The sequence below is a fragment of the Thermodesulfovibrio sp. Kuro-1 genome (assembly GCF_006538445.1).
GTDB lineage: Bacteria > Nitrospirota > Thermodesulfovibrionia > Thermodesulfovibrionales > Thermodesulfovibrionaceae > Thermodesulfovibrio > Thermodesulfovibrio yellowstonii.
Map to the genome: position 1 here is coordinate 67,028 of NZ_BJKS01000001.1, position 19,736 is coordinate 86,763.

21 protein-coding genes are annotated in these 19,736 nt (G+C 33.3%); 16 read left to right on the forward strand and 5 right to left on the reverse strand.

Annotation, left to right across the window (positions count from 1 at the left end; translation table 11 throughout):
- The first annotated feature begins 124 nt into the window (after window positions 1-124).
- From FLY87_RS00325 to FLY87_RS00355, 7 genes are read left to right on the forward strand one after another with little or no spacing between them, the layout of a single operon-like run.
- On the forward strand, window positions 125-1,180 hold the full coding sequence (locus tag FLY87_RS00325; RefSeq protein ID WP_012546658.1) for a glycosyltransferase family A protein: 1,056 nt from the start codon (window positions 125-127) through the stop codon (window positions 1,178-1,180).
- A complete protein-coding gene (rfbF, locus tag FLY87_RS00330; RefSeq protein ID WP_012545825.1) occupies window positions 1,177-1,947 on the forward strand; it encodes a glucose-1-phosphate cytidylyltransferase in 771 nt (256 codons plus the stop codon). The genes FLY87_RS00325 and rfbF overlap by 4 nt, the downstream gene beginning before the upstream one ends.
- Window positions 1,932-2,942, forward strand: a complete 1,011-nt coding sequence (locus FLY87_RS00335; RefSeq protein ID WP_012546520.1) for a GDP-mannose 4,6-dehydratase — start codon at window positions 1,932-1,934, stop codon at window positions 2,940-2,942. Before rfbF ends, FLY87_RS00335 begins: the two co-directional genes overlap by 16 nt.
- Window positions 2,920-4,119, forward strand: coding sequence for a class I SAM-dependent methyltransferase (locus FLY87_RS00340; protein WP_012545547.1), 1,200 nt, complete (start codon window positions 2,920-2,922; stop codon window positions 4,117-4,119). The genes FLY87_RS00335 and FLY87_RS00340 overlap by 23 nt, the downstream gene beginning before the upstream one ends.
- Complete coding sequence (locus FLY87_RS00345; protein ID WP_012545190.1) at window positions 4,116-5,048, forward strand: NAD(P)-dependent oxidoreductase; 933 nt, start codon at window positions 4,116-4,118, stop codon at window positions 5,046-5,048. The genes FLY87_RS00340 and FLY87_RS00345 overlap by 4 nt, the downstream gene beginning before the upstream one ends.
- Window positions 5,030-5,827, forward strand: coding sequence for a transketolase (locus FLY87_RS00350; protein ID WP_012546302.1), 798 nt, complete (start codon window positions 5,030-5,032; stop codon window positions 5,825-5,827). Before FLY87_RS00345 ends, FLY87_RS00350 begins: the two co-directional genes overlap by 19 nt.
- Window positions 5,828-5,849: 22 nt before the next feature.
- The gene (locus tag FLY87_RS00355) at window positions 5,850-6,785 is read left to right on the forward strand and encodes a transketolase family protein (protein ID WP_012545278.1); all 936 of its coding nucleotides are present in this window, start codon (window positions 5,850-5,852) and stop codon (window positions 6,783-6,785) included.
- A gap of 49 nt (window positions 6,786-6,834) precedes the next feature.
- On the opposite strand, the gene FLY87_RS00360 is transcribed toward FLY87_RS00355, so the two are convergent.
- Complete coding sequence (locus FLY87_RS00360; RefSeq protein ID WP_012546133.1) at window positions 6,835-7,509, reverse strand: hypothetical protein; 675 nt, start codon at window positions 7,507-7,509, stop codon at window positions 6,835-6,837.
- A gap of 216 nt (window positions 7,510-7,725) precedes the next feature.
- Between FLY87_RS00360 and FLY87_RS00365 the strand changes: the two genes are divergently transcribed.
- The 7 genes from FLY87_RS00365 to FLY87_RS00395 are packed head-to-tail and all read left to right on the forward strand — an operon-like array spanning window position 7,726 to window position 14,385.
- Window positions 7,726-8,943 carry an aspartate kinase gene (locus FLY87_RS00365; RefSeq protein ID WP_012545682.1) on the forward strand — a complete coding sequence of 406 codons (1,218 nt, stop codon included), beginning with the start codon at window positions 7,726-7,728 and terminating at the stop codon, window positions 8,941-8,943.
- Window positions 8,943-10,121, forward strand: coding sequence for a bifunctional glutamate N-acetyltransferase/amino-acid acetyltransferase ArgJ (gene argJ / locus FLY87_RS00370; RefSeq protein WP_012546755.1), 1,179 nt, complete (start codon window positions 8,943-8,945; stop codon window positions 10,119-10,121). Before FLY87_RS00365 ends, argJ begins: the two co-directional genes overlap by 1 nt.
- Before the next feature lie 10 nt (window positions 10,122-10,131).
- A complete protein-coding gene (gene clpS / locus FLY87_RS00375) occupies window positions 10,132-10,437 on the forward strand; it encodes an ATP-dependent Clp protease adapter ClpS (RefSeq protein ID WP_012545154.1) in 306 nt (101 codons plus the stop codon).
- Window positions 10,427-12,649, forward strand: a complete 2,223-nt coding sequence (gene clpA, locus FLY87_RS00380) for an ATP-dependent Clp protease ATP-binding subunit ClpA (protein WP_012546336.1) — start codon at window positions 10,427-10,429, stop codon at window positions 12,647-12,649. The genes clpS and clpA overlap by 11 nt, the downstream gene beginning before the upstream one ends.
- Complete coding sequence (gene aat / locus FLY87_RS00385; RefSeq protein ID WP_012546338.1) at window positions 12,627-13,361, forward strand: leucyl/phenylalanyl-tRNA--protein transferase; 735 nt, start codon at window positions 12,627-12,629, stop codon at window positions 13,359-13,361. Before clpA ends, aat begins: the two co-directional genes overlap by 23 nt.
- Window positions 13,362-13,364: 3 nt before the next feature.
- Window positions 13,365-14,039, forward strand: a complete 675-nt coding sequence (locus tag FLY87_RS00390) for an HAD family hydrolase (RefSeq protein WP_012545169.1) — start codon at window positions 13,365-13,367, stop codon at window positions 14,037-14,039.
- Between the two features lies 1 nt (window position 14,040).
- Window positions 14,041-14,385, forward strand: coding sequence for a peptide chain release factor-like protein (locus FLY87_RS00395; protein ID WP_012545585.1), 345 nt, complete (start codon window positions 14,041-14,043; stop codon window positions 14,383-14,385).
- 97 nt (window positions 14,386-14,482) lie between these two features.
- Here the strand turns inward: FLY87_RS00395 and FLY87_RS00400 are convergent, their stop codons facing one another.
- Window positions 14,483-14,815 (reverse strand): ATP synthase subunit C, encoded by a 333-nt coding sequence (locus FLY87_RS00400; protein ID WP_012546507.1) that lies wholly within the window; start codon window positions 14,813-14,815, stop codon window positions 14,483-14,485.
- 28 nt (window positions 14,816-14,843) lie between these two features.
- Window positions 14,844-15,521, reverse strand: coding sequence for a F0F1 ATP synthase subunit A (gene atpB, locus FLY87_RS00405; protein ID WP_028842851.1), 678 nt, complete (start codon window positions 15,519-15,521; stop codon window positions 14,844-14,846).
- 151 nt (window positions 15,522-15,672) lie between these two features.
- Between atpB and FLY87_RS00410 the strand changes: the two genes are divergently transcribed.
- Both FLY87_RS00410 and FLY87_RS00415 read left to right on the forward strand, forming a co-directional pair.
- Window positions 15,673-16,575, forward strand: coding sequence for a metal-dependent hydrolase (locus tag FLY87_RS00410; RefSeq protein ID WP_028842852.1), 903 nt, complete (start codon window positions 15,673-15,675; stop codon window positions 16,573-16,575).
- Window positions 16,572-17,198, forward strand: a complete 627-nt coding sequence (locus FLY87_RS00415) for a radical SAM protein (RefSeq protein WP_028842853.1) — start codon at window positions 16,572-16,574, stop codon at window positions 17,196-17,198. Before FLY87_RS00410 ends, FLY87_RS00415 begins: the two co-directional genes overlap by 4 nt.
- Here FLY87_RS00415 and FLY87_RS00420 read toward each other — a convergent pair.
- Both FLY87_RS00420 and FLY87_RS00425 read right to left on the reverse strand, forming a co-directional pair.
- Window positions 17,195-18,439 (reverse strand): replication-associated recombination protein A, encoded by a 1,245-nt coding sequence (locus tag FLY87_RS00420; protein ID WP_012546821.1) that lies wholly within the window; start codon window positions 18,437-18,439, stop codon window positions 17,195-17,197. The two genes, FLY87_RS00415 and FLY87_RS00420, sit on opposite strands and share 4 nt — an antisense overlap.
- The gene (locus FLY87_RS00425; RefSeq protein ID WP_012546548.1) at window positions 18,436-19,680 is read right to left on the reverse strand and encodes an HD-GYP domain-containing protein; all 1,245 of its coding nucleotides are present in this window, start codon (window positions 19,678-19,680) and stop codon (window positions 18,436-18,438) included. The genes FLY87_RS00420 and FLY87_RS00425 overlap by 4 nt, the downstream gene beginning before the upstream one ends.
- Window positions 19,681-19,736: the final 56 nt, after the last annotated feature.

The following is a 19,736-nucleotide window of genomic DNA, read 5'->3' on the forward strand; positions in this document are numbered from 1 at the left end:
AATGAAAGATACTTTTTGGGTTGGAGTATATCCTGGGATTACTGAAGAAATGATTGATTACATGGTTGAAAAAATTAAAGAATCTGTAAAAAACAAAAAATAAGACGATATAAAAGGTGAAACTATGAAAAAACTATGTTTTGCAATTCCTACATGGAACAGGGCAAAAAAGCTTGAGATATGTGTAAGAGAAATGGCACGGCAGATCATTGAACTTGGCAAACAGGATGAAATTGGAATATTTGTTTCTGATAATTGTTCCGATGATGATACTCCAAAAGTGCTTGCAAAACTGAAAAAAGAGTATCCTTTTCTGGATTATTGCAGATTGGAAAAACATGTTGATTCCGCTGACAGCATTGAAGCTGTAATGCGTCGTGCAGAAGGAGAATATTTATGGCTTTTTGGCGATGATGATATTTTATTAAAAGACGGATTAAGAATTGTCTGGCACAATGTAAATACAAAACCAGCAACTGTAATTCATGCTGGAAACGGCTGGCTAAAGCCTCACAGTCACAAAATTTATGAAGGAAATGTCTTGGAATTTGCTAATAAAATGGGATTCAATCAATTTATTGGGTGGGCAACTTCAGTAATATTAAAAAAGGAAAAAATTAATGAAATGGTTGAACTGCCTAATTATACTAAATATAAAGAAGCCGCATATACACATGTTCTCGGCATCCTTCATGTAGCTTATCATGAACCTGCTGTTGTTATTGACTTTCCCATCTGTCAGCCTATGGAGACTCAAACAACAGAAGATATTAAAAGATGGGAAATGGAAAACATTGGATGGAGATATTTCATTACTGTGGAGGGATTACAGATACTTTTTCAACTTGGCATACTGAAGGAGAAACTGAAACCTATGTTTTTTAAGTATCTTACCTATTATTTGTGGGATAGATTCATTACCAATATGATAGCTCAGGAACTAATAGGAAAACCTTTTCCTTCAAAGGGATGGGATCTTATACTTGCTATGGCAGATATGATTGATGACCCTGACATGGCAAAAAGAATCAGAAGTAATACAATCTCTGCCTATCAACTCTGCGCTACAAGAAATACTCTTATTAATCAGATTACAGCAATAAATACGATTCTGAATGGTATAATTAATGAAACAAATAAACAAATATTTGAGATGGGCTGGGCAGGAGGACAAAAATGAAGGCTGTAATCCTTGCAGGAGGGCTTGGGACAAGAATAGCTGAAGAAACTCACCTTAAGCCAAAACCAATGATTGAAATCGGTGGTAAGCCAATCCTCTGGCATATTATGAAAATATACTCTGCTCATGGAGTTAATGATTTTATTATCTGCTGTGGATACAGGGGATACATGATTAAAGAATACTTTGCAAACTACTTTCTTTACATGGCAGATGTTACGTTTGATATGAAATTTAACCAAATGATTGTTCACAACTGCGAAGCAGAACCATGGAAAGTTACTGTTGTAGATACAGGAGAACACACTCAGACAGGGGGAAGGCTCAAAAGAGTTGCAAAATATCTTGAAGGAGAGGAACTGTTTTGCTTTACATATGGTGATGGAGTAAGTGATGTAAATATCAAGGACGAAATAACCTTTCATCAAGCTCATGGAAAACTGGCAACAGTTCTTGCTGTTCAACCGCCTGGAAGATTTGGTGCTCTCGTTACTGATGGAGACTATGTCAGGGATTTTATGGAAAAGCCCTCTGGAGACGGTGGATGGATAAACGGAGGATTTTTTGTTCTTTCACCAAAAGTAATAGAGCTTATTGAAGGAGACCATATGAGCTGGGAAAGTAAACCTATGCAAACACTGGCTGAAAAAGGAGAGCTTGTTGCTTATAAACACACAGGTTTCTGGCATCCCATGGATACTTTAAGAGATAAAAACTATCTTGAAGAACTATGGAAAAGTGGCAAGGCACCATGGAAAGTATGGTAAATAAATCTTTCTGGATTGACAGACCCACCTTTGTCACAGGTGGGACAGGACTTCTTGGAAGCTGGCTTGTAAAGAAGCTTTTAGAGTTAAAAGCAGATGTTGTCTGTCTTGTGAGAGACTGGGTACCTCAAAGTGAGTTAGTGCTTTCAAAAACTATAGAAAAAGTTAAAATAGTCAGAGGTGATATAAGGGATGAAACCCTGCTTGAAAGAGTCCTGGGAGAATATGAAATAGACACAGTTTTTCATCTTGCAGCTCAGACAATTGTCACAATTGCAAATCGCAATCCTATCTCAACACTTGAGACAAATATACAGGGAACATGGGCTTTACTTGAGGCATGCAGGCGTTCTCCCACTGTAAAACAAATTATTATTGCATCCTCTGATAAAGCTTACGGAGAACAGGGAGTGTTACCCTATGATGAAAATACACCCCTACAGGGCAGACATCCCTATGATGTGAGTAAATCTTGCGCTGATTTAATTTCTCAGATGTATGCCTATACATTCAACCTTCCAGTTGTAATAACAAGATGTGGAAACCTCTATGGTGGAGGAGACCTAAACTGGAATAGGATTGTTCCTGGAACAATCCGCTCAGTGTTAAAGGGAGAAAATCCCATTATTCGCTCTGATGGAACTCTCGTGAGAGACTACTTTTATGTGGAGGATGCGGTATTAGCATACATAATGCTTGCTGAAAAATTAGCAGAAGACAGAAAACTCACCGGTGAGGCTTTTAACTTTTCCAATGAAGAACCGCTAAGTGTATTGGAAATTACAGAGAGAATTTTAAGGCTTATGAAGTCAGAATTAAAACCTGTGATACTAAATGAGGTTTGCTATGAGATACCAAAACAGTATTTGAATGCAAAAAAAGCAAGGGAAATTCTTGGGTGGAAGCCGATTTATAGCCTTGATGAAGGACTAACTCTTACAATAAAATGGTATAAAAAAATGGGGTGCATTAATGAAAGAAATTTTAAATTGTAAGTGTAGAATATGCGGTTCAAAAAGATTATACGAAGTTATTACCTTAGAAAAAATGCCATTGACAGATGAATTTATTACACAAGATGATTTTGGGAAAGAATTTTTATCAGATATAGTTATTGGAATATGTAGTAATTGCGGGATAACTCAAAATTGTAATGATCTGAATATGTCACTATACTATGATAAATATGAATATTCTGTTGGATATTCTCCATTATTTAATCATTTTATGGAAAAATTGGTTGAAAAAACAATAAAATTTTTTTCTAAAAAAAACTTACAATCTGTTAAAGTATTAGAAATTGGTTCAGGTAGTGGTGAACTGTTAGAGAAGTTTAAAAGATGTGGGGTTTCTGTTTTGGGAATTGAGCCTTCTTCATCCTTATGTAAATTTGCCAATAAAAAAGGTATTCCAACTTTAAACAGCTTTTTTTGTTACGATATGGTAGAAAATATCCCTGCAGATTTCAAAACTGTTGATTGTATCATTTCATGTTACACATTTGATCACTTGCCAGATATTAATGATGCACTCCAAGCATGTAGAAAAATACTCAATAAAAATGGCAAACTCATTATAGAAATTCACGATTTAGACCTAATAATAAAACGTAAAGAATTCTGTTTGTTTGAACATGAGCATTACTTTTATTTAAATAAAGAAACAGCTGAGTTTGTATTTAATAAAAATGGGTTTAACATAATTGATTTTAATTTACTAAGAAATGAAGAAAGAAGGGCTAATTCACTTCTTATTGTAGCTGAACCAAAATATGATGATAATTATATTAATCTAAACCTTGAAATTGAATTAAAGAAAGTTTCAGGATTAAAAGAGAATATTACTGAACTGATTAATAAAATTGATGCCTGGCTTCTTAATAATTCTAAGTATAAAATAGTTGCCTATGGTGCTGGTGGACGGGGAGTTATGACCATTGCAGCATTAAAAAATTATAAATATTTCAATGTAATTATTGATAAAAATCCTAAAGGTGACAATATTTATTTACCAAAAACTCATATTCCTATAAAAAAACCTGAATTTTTAATCAATACCAGAGTTGATTATATTTTTGTTTTTAGTTATGGTTATTTTAAAGAGATTATTCAAGAACTATCTAAATACGGTTACAGTAAAAAACAATTTGTTTCGTTACTGGATTTTTCATGAATCCCAAAATTATTATACATGGTGCCAGTAGTTTTTTAGGCAAAAATTTTACAAAATCATTAATAGAGAACGGATATGAAATTTTTATTTTATCACGGCCTTCTTCAAATCTTTCATTTTTGCCCAATAAAAAAGAAATTAAAATATTTAGATATAACCATATTGAAGAAATATTACAGAAAAAAATATTGAGCAACCTAAATTATAATATTTTTTTTGAATTTTCCTGGTATGGTGTTTTTAATGATAAAAGAAATGATCCACAACAGCTTACTATTAATATACCCTTAATCATAAATTCAATCAAAATAGCAAAACATTTACATTCAAAACATTGGATAGGATTTGGTTCACAAGCCGAGTATGGTATTCATAACTATAAAATTTCAGAAGAAACACCCTGTAATCCAACAACACTTTATGGAAAAGCAAAATATATTTGTTCACAAATTGCTAATATACTTTGTACTGCATATGGAATTGAATATACTTGGTTAAGAATATTTTCACTTTATGGTCCCAATGATAATCATAAATGGTTTATCAATTATTTAATTGAGAAATTATTGTTAAATGAAGAAATTGATATGACCTTAGGAGAACAAAAGTGGGATTACTTATATATTGATGACGCAGTTGATGCGTTGATGAAATTAATCACCGTTGAAAAGGGTTTAGGAATAATCAATCTAGCATCTGGTAATAGTATTAGACTAAAGGATCTTGTTTTATTGGCGAAAAAATTGACACAATCGGATTCTAAAATTAATTTCGGCAAAATACCTTACAGAGAAGACCAAGTAATGAATATGGAAGCGGATATTTCAAAAATATCTCAACTATTAGGTTGGAAACCTAAATATGATTATTGGCAAGGATTACTTAAAATGATAAATGAGTATAAGAAAGAATGGAACTTGAGCAAATAGCCCGAAACATAAGACGAGAGATAGTTATTATGCATGCTCGTGCAAATGCATCTCATATCGGTTCAGCACTTTCAATAGTTGACATTTTAACTATTTTGTATTTCAAAGTAATGAATATTGATCCTAAGAATCCCAATTTTAAAAATAGAGACAAATTTATTTTAAGTAAAGGACACGCCAGTTCTGCATTATATGCAACATTAGCTGAAAGAGGTTTTTTTGCCAAAGCTTTATTAGAGAGTTTTTATATGGATCATGGGCAATTGCCAGGGCACTTGGATAAAGAAAGTGTGCCAGGTATAGAAGTTTCTTCAGGTTCTTTGGGACATGGTTTATCAATTGGGGTTGGTTTTTCAATTGCAAATAAAATTGATAATCTTGACAGTCATGTTTATGTATTATGTGGTGACGGAGAATTAAACGAAGGCTCTGTCTGGGAAGCAATCATGTTTGCTTCTCATAAAAAGTTAAATAACCTAACTTTAATAGTGGATTATAATAAACTCCAAGCTTTTGGAAAAACAAATGAAGTTGTTAATTTAGAACCTTTGAAAGATAAATTTTTAGCATTTAACTGGTACGCAATTGAAATTAATGGTCATGATTTTAAAGAAATAGAAAAAGCATTACTCATAAAACTTGATAAACCAAAGGCAATTATAGCTCATACTATAAAAGGGAAAGGAGTTAGTTTTATGGAGAATAAATTAGAATGGCATTATAAATCCCCTAATAAAGAACAATTACAACAAGCATTATATGAACTTAATGATAAGTAAATATATTTTCAGTGAGGAGTAATTGAGAGATACATTCATTAAAACTTTAATTAAATTAGCTGAAAAAAATGAAAAAATATTTTTACTAACACCAGATTTGGGTTTTTCAGTTTTAGAAGAGTTTGAAAAAAAATTTCCGGATAGGTTTTTAAATGTAGGAATAGCAGAAGCAAATGCAATAGGTATTGCCGCGGGTTTAGCCTTGAGTGGCAAAATAGTATATGTATACAGCATAATACCTTTTGTTACAATGAGACCGTTTGAACAAATTAGAGTAGATGTGGCGTATATGAACACTAATGTTAGACTTGTAGGTGTAGGTGCTGGTTTAACTTATGGTGCTCAAGGAGCAACACATCATGCTATTGAAGATATTGCTATCATGCGAGCTTTACCTAATATGACAGTTTTATGTCCTTCAGACCCTTATGAAGTGGAAAAATTAACCATCCAAACCATTGAGCATAAAGGTCCTATTTATATGAGATTGGCAAAAAAAGGCGAGCCTATTATAAGTAATATTTCCAATAAAATAAAAATTGGTAAGGCAAATTATATTCAAAAGAATAAAAATAGTAATATAGCAATTTTATTCACAAGTAACGCTTCTGATATTGCTATAGAAGTAAATAAAAAACTTAAAAAATCCGCTTTCGAATCAGATTTAATTAGTATGCATACTATAAAACCGTTTGATTATAAAACCTTAGAAACTATTATTTCTACCAAAAAATACGTATTTACAATAGAAGAACATAGTAGTATCGGTGGATTAGGTAGCATTGTATCTGAATATATTGCAGAATCTAAATATAAACCCATTTTTAAAAAATTTTCTTTACCTGATGAATATTCCCATTATATTGGAACTCAATACCATATTAGAGATAAATTTGACTTAAATTCTGAATTTATTTTTAACACGATATTAAATTTTTTAAGTAAAAATAAATTATAATACTAAGTTAAGTAAAAATAAATTATAATACTAAGTCAATCAATTCCTTTTATTCTCTTATTTCTTCAAAGTTTAAAATATCCATGTAATCCCAATTTCTCCAGCCCATTACATAGATGCCCTGTTTGCTTGCATATTTGATCACTTCTTCTGGAAAAGTTATGCTTCCCAATATTAAATAAAGCTTTTTAGTCTTAAATTCAGGGAAAAATTCAAAAAATCTCTGGCTTTTCTCTTTTATTTCATCTATATACTGTATTCTTGGTGTAGACCTTACCTCTATCATAAATACCTTGTCCTTGCATGCTGCTATTGCATCTACTTCATAGTTTTCTCCCTTCTTCCTTCTCAGCATTCTCTGCCCTTCAAGTATTGCTTCACAATTGAAGTACTTGGAAAGCACTGAATCAAGAGCAGGTGCGATAAGGTCTTCATAGAGGGTACCAAGCTTTTTTGCAAGATTGCTCCATTCTTTATTTTTGCGTCTGTTTTCCTCTTCCTGATTTTTCTTAAATTCAAGCATTTCATCCTTGAAGGCTCTCATCTCTTCCTTAAAGGCTTTCATTTCATCCTTGAAGGCTCTCATCTCTTCCTTGAAAGCTCTCATCTCAGCCTCAGTGCGCATCTGAGAATTATATAGTTTATTAAACTCTATACCAACACTTAATATAAAGTCTTCAAGCACTTTTTCTAATCTGTAAACTCTTTCTTCAACAGTTTGCATTTTTCCCTCCAAAACATTTCTCTTTTTTAGAATATCAAAACATTCTCAGCATGTCAACCAAAAGGCATTATAAATGAATTGCTTATTTAGTCTATTAAAATAATAAGAAAACACACCATCTCTTAAAGAAATTTATCAACTTTCAATTTCTATTGTAAAATTTTCAGCAATTTTTACATAATAAATAACACTTAACTTTATATCGGAGGCATAAATATGCTAATTGTTCAAAAATATGGTGGCACTTCTGTTGCAAATATTGAAAGAATAAAGGCTGTTGCTGAAAGAGTTTCAAAAACAGCAAAAGAAGGAAACAAAGTAGTAGTTGTTGTCTCTGCAATGGCTGGAGAAACTGATAAACTTATAGGTCTTGCCCATCAGGTATGTTCAGACCCACCAGAAAGAGAAATGGACCTTCTTCTTTCTTCAGGAGAAAGAGTTACAGCTGCATTGACTGCAATGGCTTTGTATGGACTTGGACATAAAGCTATTGCTCTTACTGGAAGGCAGATGGGAATAATTACAGATGCAGTACATACGAAGGCAAGAATTGAGAAAATTATTGCAACAAGAGCAGTCAAAGCTCTTGAAGAAGGATATATTGTTGTGGTTGCAGGATTTCAGGGTATTACAGAAGATGAAGATGTAACTACACTTGGAAGAGGCGGTTCAGATTTAACAGCCGTAGCAATAGCAGCAGCATTAAATGCTGATTTATGTGAAATTTACACAGATGTTGATGGCGTATTTACAGCTGACCCTAATATTGCTCCAAATGCTCGGAAACTTGAGAAAATTTCCTATGAAGAAATGCTTGAGCTTGCTTCTCTTGGAGCAAAGGTTTTACAGACTCGTTCTGTTGAATTTGCTATGAAATACAATGTTCCTGTAGTAGTTCGTTCAAGTTTTAACTGGAATCCTGGAACATTAGTTACAAAGGAGGATAAAGATATGGAAAAAGTTGTAGTTTCAGGCATTGCCCATGACAAAAATCAGGCAAAGATTACAATTCTTAAAGTCCCTGACAGACCTGGAATAGCAGCAAAACTTTTCAAAGCGGTTGCAGATGCCAATATTGTTGTTGATATGATTGTTCAGAATATAAGTAGTGATGGCAAAGCAACTGATATTTCTTTCACTGTTCCAAAAACAGATGCTAAAAAGGCTTTAGAACTTACTGAAAAAATTTCTAAAGAACTGGGAGCTGAAGGTGTTCTTTTGAATGAAGACATAGCAAAAATTTCCATTGTAGGAGTCGGAATGAGAACTCACTCAGGTGTTGCAGCACAAATGTTTGAAGCTCTTGCAAATCATGGGATAAACATAATGGCAATAAGCACATCAGAGATAAAGATTTCATGTCTTATCAATGCTAAATATACTGAACTTGCTATAAGAGTGCTTCATGATACCTTTAAATTGGGTGAACAGTAATGGATATTGTTTCACCAAAGGGTTTTTTGTATTCAATAGCAAAAGCTCAAATTAAATATCCTGATAGATATGATATTGCATTAATTTATTCTAAAAAACCCGCTCAGATAGCAGGAGTTTTTACTACAAACCAAATCAAAGCTGCTCCTGTAAAAATTTGCATGAAAAGAATACGTTCAGGAATCGCTCAGGCAGTGGTTTTAAACAGTGGAAATGCCAATGCATGCACAGGCAAAAAAGGAATTGAGGATGCCTTAAAAATAACAGATTATTTAGCTGAAAAACTTAACATCAATACACATTACATATTCCCTCTTTCTACAGGAGTTATTGGAATGCCCATGCCAGTTGATAGAATACTTAACGCATTGAATGACCTTATAAAAAATCTTGGTAATGCCCAACCAATGCAGGTTGCAGAGGCAATAATGACCACTGATACTTTTCCAAAGATTACATTCAGGCAAATTCAAACACCATCACCAATAACAATTCTTGGGATATGTAAAGGCGCAGGAATGATTTCTCCAAATATGGCAACAATGTTATGCACAGTTTTAACCGATGCAAAAATCAGTTCAGATTTAATGAAAGAAGCATTAAAAGATGCTGTGGCACAGAGTTTTAACTCAATCACAGTTGATGGAGATATGTCAACCAATGATACAGTGCTAATGCTTGCAAATGGAGAATCTGATATCAAGATAGAAAGGAAAACTGCTTTATGGAAACAGTTCAAAAGTGCTCTTAGCGACCTATGTAGTGAGCTTTCTAAGATGATAGTAAAAGACGGAGAAGGAGCAACAAAGTTTGTGACCATTATTGTCAAAGAGGCTAAAACAACTCAAGAAGCAAGAAGAGTGGCAAGAGCAGTAGCTAACTCTCTTCTTGTTAAAACAGCTCTTTACGGGAATGACCCCAACTGGGGAAGAATAATTGCTGCAGTTGGATACTCTGGAGTTCCTGTGAAAGAAGAAAGAATTGAAATTTATATAAATGGCATATGCCTTTTTCAGAAAGGACTGCCAACAATGAAAGAAGAAGAATTAAAAGAATCTTTAAAACAAAAAGAGATTGAAGTTTTGATAAACCTGAATTCAGGGAAAGGACAGACAAAAATATTTACAACTGATTTATCAGAAGAATATGTCAGAATAAACTCAGCATACAGAACATAAACTGATACATATGGAAGAAAAAATCTTCTTTGATGAAAAAGAAGAAATTTCAATTGACAGACCAGAACTCTACAGAGTTTATCTTCTAAATGATGATTACACTACAATGGATTTTGTTGTGTATGTTTTAATGACAATTTTTGATAAATCAAAAGTAGAAGCCACTGCAATTATGCTTCATGTTCACAAACACGGAAAAGGTCTTGCAGGTATATATCCAAAGGAGATCGCAGAGACAAAGGTATATCAGGTTGAAAGCCTTGCAAGAGCAAAAGGTTTTCCGTTAAAATGCAGTATAGAAAGAAATGATCAATAAAGATTTACAAATCATAATATCAGCTACTGTTGAAGATGCCATTGAAAGAGGACACCAATATCTTACAGTTGAACATCTTCTTTATGCTATTCTTCATGATGAATTTGGTATAGAAATCATTAAAAACTGTGGTGGAGATCCTGAGCAAATTAAAAGAAATCTTGAAAGATTTCTTGAAGAACAGATTCCTAAGAGAAAAAATAAAGGACAGACACATCCAACAGTAAGTTTTCAAAGGGTAATGGAAAGAACACTGAATCATATAAAAAGTGCAGAAAAAAAAGAAGCTGATGCAGGAGATTTTCTTGCTTCCATGTTCCTTGAAGAAGATGCATATGCTGTAAATCTTCTTAAATCATATGGCATAACAAGAATTGACATTTTAAATTACATTTCTCATGGAATTCCTAAAACAGGATTTGAAGAATCTCTTAAAAAAGAGGATAAAAAAGAAGACCCTCTTAAAACCTTTACGATAGAACTTGTAGAAAAAGCACGCAAGGGTGAAATTGACCCAATAATTGGAAGACATCTTGAACTTGAAAGAGTTATTCAAGTTTTAAGTAGAAGAAGGAAAAATAACGTTGTTCTGGTTGGAGAACCCGGAGTTGGCAAAACAGCAATTGTAGAAGGACTTGCTCTAAAAGTCGCTGATGGAGATGTTCCATCACATCTTAAAAATATCAAAATCTTTGCACTTGATATGGGTTCTTTGCTTGCCGGGACAAAATACAGAGGAGATTTTGAGGCAAGAATGAAGGCTTTAATAAACTCTCTTTACAAAATCAAAGACTGTATACTTTTTATAGATGAAATTCACACAATTGTTGGTGCAGGTTCCGCAAGTGGAAGCACAATTGATGCATCCAATCTTTTAAAACCTGTTTTGATTGAGGGTAAAATTCGTTGCATTGGAGCTACAACTTATGAAGAATACAGAAACTACTTTGAAAAAGACAGAGCCCTTTCAAGAAGATTTCAAAAAATAGATATTTCTGAACCATCAGAAGAAGAAACATTTGAAATTCTTAAAGGACTTAAATCTTACTATGAAGAGTATCATGAAGTTAAATATACTGATGAAGCATTACGCTCAGCAGCGCATCTTTCAGCAAAATATATAAATGAAAGGTTTTTACCTGATAAAGCAATTGATGTTATTGATGAAGCAGGTGCGGTTGTAAGACTCTATCACAATGAGAATCCCGTGGTTGATGAGAAAATAATTGAGCAAGTAATTGCAAAAATAGCAAGAATACCCTCTCAAGAGGTAACTTCAAATGAAGTTGAGCGTTTAAAAAATCTTGAATCTGAATTAAAGTCTGTAATTTTTGGACAGGATGAAGCAGTCAAAGCAGTTGTAAGGGTAATTAAACTTGCCAAAGCTGGACTAAAAGAACCTCAGCGACCAATAGGTTGTTTTCTTTTTACAGGTCCAACAGGTGTTGGTAAAACAGAACTGGCACGTCAACTTGCAAAGATACTTGGCATTGGTTTTATAAGATTTGATATGAGTGAGTATATGGAAAAACATTCCGTTGCAAAGCTTATAGGTGCTCCGCCAGGATATATTGGTTTTGAACAAGGTGGGCTTCTTACAGAACAAATCAGGAAAAATCCTCACTGTGTGCTTTTGCTTGATGAGATAGAAAAAGCTCATGAAGAAATATTCAATATATTACTTCAGGTTATGGATTACGGAACCCTAACAGATAACACAGGAAGAAAAGCAGATATGAGAAATGTTATCCTTATTATGACTTCAAATGTTGGAGCAAGAGAAATGGAAAAAGCTGTAATAGGCTTTGGAGATAGAACTTCTGAGCAACTTCAAAAAACTAAAGATGCAATAGAAAGACTTTTTAGTCCTGAATTTCGTAATAGATTGGATGCAGTAGTGACATTCAATTCATTGCCTGAAGAGACTGTTTTAAAAATAGTTGACAAGTTTATAAATGAACTTAATGAGCAGCTTTTATCAAAAAATATTTATGTTGAAATTACTGACGAAACGCGAAAGTGGCTTGCTCAAAAAGGATTTGACATAAAATTTGGAGCAAGACCTCTTCAAAGACTTATACAAAAAGAGATAAAAGCACCTTTGGTTGAAGAGATTCTGTTTGGAAAACTTAAAAATGGTGGTAAAGTTCTTGTAAATATCCATGAAGACAGGCTTTTCTTTGAGATAGATGACAGCATATTTGCTTCATGATGAATTAATTTTTCCTCATCCAGAATACGCAGACCCTGATGGATTGCTTGCAATTGGAGGAGACCTCAGTCCCGACAGACTTATACTTGCATACAAATCAGGAATTTTCCCATGGTATAATCACAAACCAATTCTCTGGTGGTCACCCTCTAAAAGGCCACTGATATTTCCGAGACTCTTTAAGATGTCAAGAAGTCTTTATCAGACTTTAAAAAAAGATATTTATAGAGTAAGCTTTGATAAAGACTTTGTCACTGTTATTAAAGGATGCGCCACTGCTCCAAGAAAAGATTCAACAGGAACATGGATTACAGAGGAAATGATAGAAGCTTATACACTACTTCACAAGCTTGGATTTGCACATTCAGTAGAAGTGTGGTTTAATGATAAAATTGTTGGAGGACTTTACGGAATCTCTATTGGAAGAGCCTTTTTTGGAGAGTCAATGTTTACACTCATGAAAGATGCTTCAAAGGTTGCTATCTCATGTCTTGTTGAGCATTTGATTTTAAATAATTTTTATTTTATTGACTGCCAGATTACAAATAAACATCTCATTCGGCTTGGAGCTTACGAAATACCTCGTTCAGTTTTTCTCATTTTGCTGAAAGAGGCGGTCCAGAAGGAAACCCTTACAAACAAATGGGATAGAGATTTTGAATTTACATCAAAAACAGCAAAGTTTTTAAAAGAAAAACTTATACCGAGGTAAAATATGAAGCTAATTCTTTTTGATATTGATGGCACTTTAATTAGCGCTGGTGGCGCTGGAACGCGTTCGCTTAATAAAGCCTTTGAAGAAATTTTAGGAATTAAAGACGCGTTCAAAAACTTTGAAATGGCAGGCAAAACTGATATCCAGATAATAAAAGAAGGGCTCATGTTTGCAGGAATTGAACCTTCCATGTCTTTGGTTAATGAACTAATTGAGAGCTATCTTAATAATCTCAAAGTTGAAATTAATAACAACTCAAAACACCTAAAACCTGGAGTAAAAGAATTTATAGAGTTTATTTATTACGAATTAAATTATCCATTAGGACTTCTTACAGGCAACCTTGAAAAAGGAGCGAGAATCAAACTTGAACCATTCGGACTTAATTTATTTTTCCCTGTGGGTGCCTTTGGAAGTGATCATGAAGATAGAAATCAGCTTTTACCTATAGCAATTGACAGATTTTCAAAAAAATTTAAATATTCCATAGATTTTCATCAATGTATTGTTATCGGCGATACCCCAAGAGATGTAGCCTGTGCAAAGCCATACGGAGCAAAGGTGATAGCTGTTGCTACAGGTCCTTATAGTGTAAAAGATTTACAAACAACAGATGCAGACATTGTGGTTGAAAGCCTATCGGAAACCACTAAAATTTTAACACTGCTTTCTTAAAATGGGGAAATTTCCTGTAACTGAAAAAAAAGAAAAAGAGCTTTTAGAAGAAATGCAAAAGCTGGGCATAAAGGAATCAGATATTGAAGAGAAATTTATCAAATGTTCAGGACATGGAGGGCAGAAACTTAATAAAACATCAACAGGAGTTTATTTAAAACACATACCCTCTGCCATTGAAGTAAAATGCACAAAAGAAAGATCGCAGGGATTAAATCGTTTTTTTGCGCGCAGAATGTTGGTGGAAAAAATAAAAGAATTCATAGGGATTCCTACAAAAAAGCAAATAGAAATAGAAAAAATAAGGAAGAAGAAAGTTAAAAAGCAAAGAAATTCACAACTGTAGCTAAAAGTCTTAGCCCTTTAAATAAAAAGGGGGATTCCTCAGGCTTTCAATAAAAAAGGGGAGCAAATTTGCTCCCCTCTGCAAAAAATAAGAAAAATTACTTTACAAAAGGATTTGCATAGAAGGTAATAAGAACAAATACGAGAACATAAATAACCAGAGACTCAATTAATGCAAGACCTACGATAAAGAGTGTCATGAGCTTTCCTGTGACTCCAGGATTTCTTGCAGAACCCTCAAGAATACCTCTAAGACCCTGTCCCATTCCAGCTCCACCACCACCAGCTGCTGCACCAAGTCCAATCAATGCACCGGCTGTAGCATATCCATAATAGTTAAGCTTTGCAGGATCAGAATCAGCTGCAAATACTGCTGAGGCTGTTAAAACAACCACAAGAGCTACCATAAGAATTACGAAAAATTTTCTCATTGCTTCTTCCCTCCTTTCTTTTTATTATTTAGTGAGCTTCTTCAACTGCACCTGCTATATAAACAGCGGTTAATAACATGAAAACATATGCCTGAAGTACGCTAACCAGTGTTCCCAAACACAGAAAAGCAACTGGCACTATCAATGGAGCAAGAATTCCCAGTACCATTAACAGTAGATGTTTTCCAAACATGTTACCAAAAAGTCGGACACCCAGTGTAAGAGGTCTTGCTAAATGGGTGATCCACTCAACAACAAACATAAACAACATAAATGGAATAGCATAAATACTTCTTATTGGACCAAAGAAAAATTCTAAATAACGAATGCCATGTACTTTAAATCCCATATACTGATAAATAAAAAATACAGGAATAGCCATTGAAAAAGTAACATTAACATTAGAAGTCGGAGACTCAAATCCAGGAATAAGACCAAAAAGATTGCCGACTAAAATATAAATAAAAAGAGTCCCCAAAAGAGGTAAAAATTTGTCTCCCCAATGATGTCCTATGCTTGTTCTTGCCTGTCCTTGAAGAAATTCTACCAGAACTTCCATCAAATTCTGCAGACCTGCTGGAACCATTTTAAGATTACTTCTAACAATTAAAGACACAATAATAATTAATATAATTGCTAACCATGAATAACTAACAAAGGGAGGAATTGAGGGTATTAACATTCCTAAAAAAGTTGGTGCTTCCACTTTAAGCCTCCTTTCTTATTTTTTGATTAAGTTATAATACATAAAAATTTTTCAAATGTCAAGCATAAAATAAGACTTCTTTTATTTATTTGATTTTCTTATTCTTCGGCTTCATCTCGAGAAAATTCTTCAAATTCTGTTACAATTTTTTATGGATCCTGTTACACATACTCTTTCTGGATTTGTCTTGAGTAAAACTATAACTAAAAATAAAACAATTCTTGCCATCATTCTTGTTACTTCATTAATTCCTGATTTAGATATCCTTCTAAGATTACATAGTAAAGAGCTTTTTCTAATGTATCATAGAGGAATTACTCACGGAATTGGAGCTTTATTTTTATTTCCTCTTTTACCTGCAATAATTTTTCGCAGAAAGTTAGGTTTTTTTAAAGCATATATCACCTCTTTCATAGCTTATGCACTTCATCTTTTTTTTGACCTTACAAATCAATATGGAACAAAAATTCTTTCTCCCTTTGATTGGAACTCTTATAATCTTTCTTTAACCTTCATAATTGACCCCTATGTTTTACTGCCTCTTTTATTATCAGTTGTATTTTCAATCAAATTCAAAAAGCAGGCAAAATTTCTGTATATATTCTCAATGATATTTATTGCCATATACATAGGAACTAAGGCATATCTTAAAACAGAGGCAAAAAATTTTCTGAAACAAAAAATAGAAGCCCATCAATACAGAGTTTATCCTCTTCCAAATGATTTTTTAAGATGGTGGTTTATAGCAAGACATTCAGATGAATATATAACAGGATTTGTTGACTTGTTTACAAAAAAAGTGTATTTTGATGAAAGATATAAAATTAAGAATGACCCTGCAATTGTAAAATCAAAAGAATCCGAATCTGTAAAAGCATTGCTTTCCTTTGCAAAACATCCAGTGGCAGAAATTAAACATGAAGGAGACGTAACTGTGGTGCTTTGGCGAGAGCTATCCTATGGATTTTTACCTGATGACAGATTTACTGCTAAGGTCTGGCTGAAAGAATCTCCGCAAGGTTATAAAATAATAAATGCTAACCTAAGAATATGAAAGTCTGCGAAATCTTTGCAAGTATTCAAGGAGAGAGTTCTCTTGCTGGAATTCCTATGGTTTTTGTAAGGCTGACAGGATGCAATCTCAGATGCAGTTACTGTGATACAAAATATGCCTATTATGAAGGAGAAGAACTTTCAGTAAATAAAGTTTTAGAAAAAATTCACTCTTTTACCTTTCAATATGTTGAAATCACCGGAGGAGAACCTCTTTTACAGGATGAAACATACAAGCTCATAAATGAACTTGTAAAAAGTCATAATGTCCTTATTGAAACAAATGGTTCTATCCCTATTGAAAAAGTCAATCCTGAAGTAAAAATAATTATGGATATAAAAACTCCAGGAAGCGGAATGAGTGAAAAAAATTACATTGAAAATTTGAGATTTCTTAAAAATATTGATGAAGTTAAGTTTGTCTTAACAAACAGGGATGACTATGAATGGGCAAAGAATTTTATAAAAAATCACCAAATAAAAGCTAATGAAATTCTATTTTCTCCTGCTTATGGAATACTCAATCCAGCAGAGCTTGCAAAATGGCTAATTAATGACGGAATTTCAGTAAGGTTAAATCTTCAGATTCATAAATACATTTTTGGTAATATAAGAGGTGTTTAGGGTTTGTAATATTTTTTCTTTTCAGGAAGATAATTCTGTTCTACATATCCTCCATAATCATGTGGATATTTATAACCTTTCCCATGACCGAGCTTTTTAGCTCCTGGGTAATGAGCATCCTTAAGATGTTCTGGAACAGCAAATGTCCGTTCTTTTTCTACATCCTTTAGAGCTTCTTCAATTGCTCTGTAACAGGCATTGCTTTTAGGTGCTAAAGCAACATAAATTGCTGCATGAGAGAGAATTATTTTTGCCTCTGGCATTCCAACAATTTCAACAGCTCTTGCAGCAGAGGTTGCCAAAATCAAAGCCATAGGGTCAGCATTTCCAACATCTTCACTTGCTGCAATTATTATTCTCCTTGCAATAAAACGGGGGTCTTCTCCAGCATATATCATCTTTGCAAGCCAGTAGACTGTTGCATCAGGATCACTGCCTCTCATACTCTTGATGAATGCTGAAGCAGTATCATAATGTTCATCTCCTGCTCTATCATAAACAATATGTTTTTTCTGAATGCTTTCTTCAGCAACCTTAATATCAATTCTGATAACACCCTCTTTATCAGGCTCAGTAGTCAATACAGCAATCTCAAGAGCTGAAAGAGCTTTTCTTGCATCACCATCTGAAGATTTTGCAAGATGTGATAGAGCTTCAGATGTAATTTCAACTTTTAAGCTTCCAAATCCACGCTCTGTATCAACTATAGCTCTTTTGAGAATCGTAATAATTTCTTGCTCAGTCAAAGGTTTAAGCTCAAATACATGGCTACGTGATAGCAAAGCTGAATTAAGATAGAAAAAAGGATTTTCAATTGTTGCTCCAATAAGTATAATAGTGCCCTCTTCAATATCTGGAAGTAAAGCATCCTGAGAAATCCTGTTAAGCCTATGAATCTCATCAATAAAAAGAATTGTTTTTTCACCTCTACTAAGTCTCTGTTTTGCCAGTGAAACTTGCTTTCTTATTTCCTCAATATTCAGTGTTGTTGCATTTAGCCATTGAAAATATGCTTTTGTTTTATTAGCGATTATTCTTGCAAGTGCTGTTTTTCCAGTTCCTGGAGGTCCGTATAGAATAAGCGATGTTATTTTATCCGAATCAATTGCTCTACGAAGAAGCTTTCCTTCTGAAATAATATGAGACTGCCCAACATACTCGTCAAGATTTCTTGGTGCCATTCTATAAGCAAGAGGCTCTGTTTTGTAAGTCTCTGAAGGACTATCAAATAAATCACTCATTTTATTTTACCAAGCATTTTTATAAAAGTTTTTAAAAGTTCAGGGTCATGGTCTCCTTTTTCTCTGACAACTATAGAGAGTGCAAAATAGGGAGTTAATGCAGGTTTATATGGTCTCTTGGTTGTTAAAGCATCATAACAGTCTGCGATTGCTGTAATCCTTCCCAAAAGCTTTATCTCTTCTGCCTTCAACCCAAAAGGATATCCTCTACCTGAAAGCTTTTCATGATGTTGAAGCACTGCTGGCAATGATTCTGTAGGAAATTCTTTTTGTTTCTCAAGAAGTTCATGACCTAATACAACATGCTGTTTTATAATGTTGTATTCTGTATCGGTCAATTTACCCTGTTTATTGAGTATTTCATGAGGAATCTGGGATTTTCCTATATCATGCAACATCGCACCAATTCCCAATTTATATAAATTATCTCTGTCCATGCCTATCTGTATTCCAAGTCCTATTGATAAAACTCCCACATTAACAGAGTGAATATAGGTATAATAATCATAGTTTTTCAAATTTAAAAGATTATAAATTGAATCAGGCTTATTAAGCATAATTTCTATAACACTATTTACAACTTCACCTACTTTTTTTATATTTTCTCCGCTTCTTGGCTCATTTAAAACTTCGGTCATCAAAATTTTTGCAGATTCTCTTATTACTACGTGTCTGATTTCTTCATCATTTTCTTCAGCTATCTTATCAAGCTTTTTACTTAAAAATTCAATGTATTCCTTATATAAAGGCAAGTCCTTTTTTTCAATTAAAATATCGCCTTCTTCAGGAATTGTATCTTCATAAATCATAAACAGTTTTTCTGGTGAAGCATCAACAATCTTGGTAATTTTAAAATTTTTTAATAGGTAAATAGAAAAATCAACTTCCATCCCTGGTATTAGAAACATTCTCTCTATCTGATATAGATTTTCTTTATAGAAAGAATAATTTTTAAAATCTATAGGTGATTCTAAGGCTGTTTCAGATAATAATTTTGACGAGTAAGCTTTTAATTGTTTTTTCTCTGACTCATATATATAAACACTGTCTATATTCTTTTCTTTCAGTATCTCAAGAAAAATATTTGAAAATACAATCCCTTTATTAAAAAATTTTTTATATGTCCCTGATTCCTGGATATAAACATCAAATGGAAGGGGTTTATTTAATTGTAATCTGTTAACATCAATTTTAAACAACTCTTTTTCAGGAACTTCTATTATTTTTGATTTATATGCCACTATCTAATTATTTCAAAAAATGCCTATAAAATGGAATATGTTTTTATTAACTATGT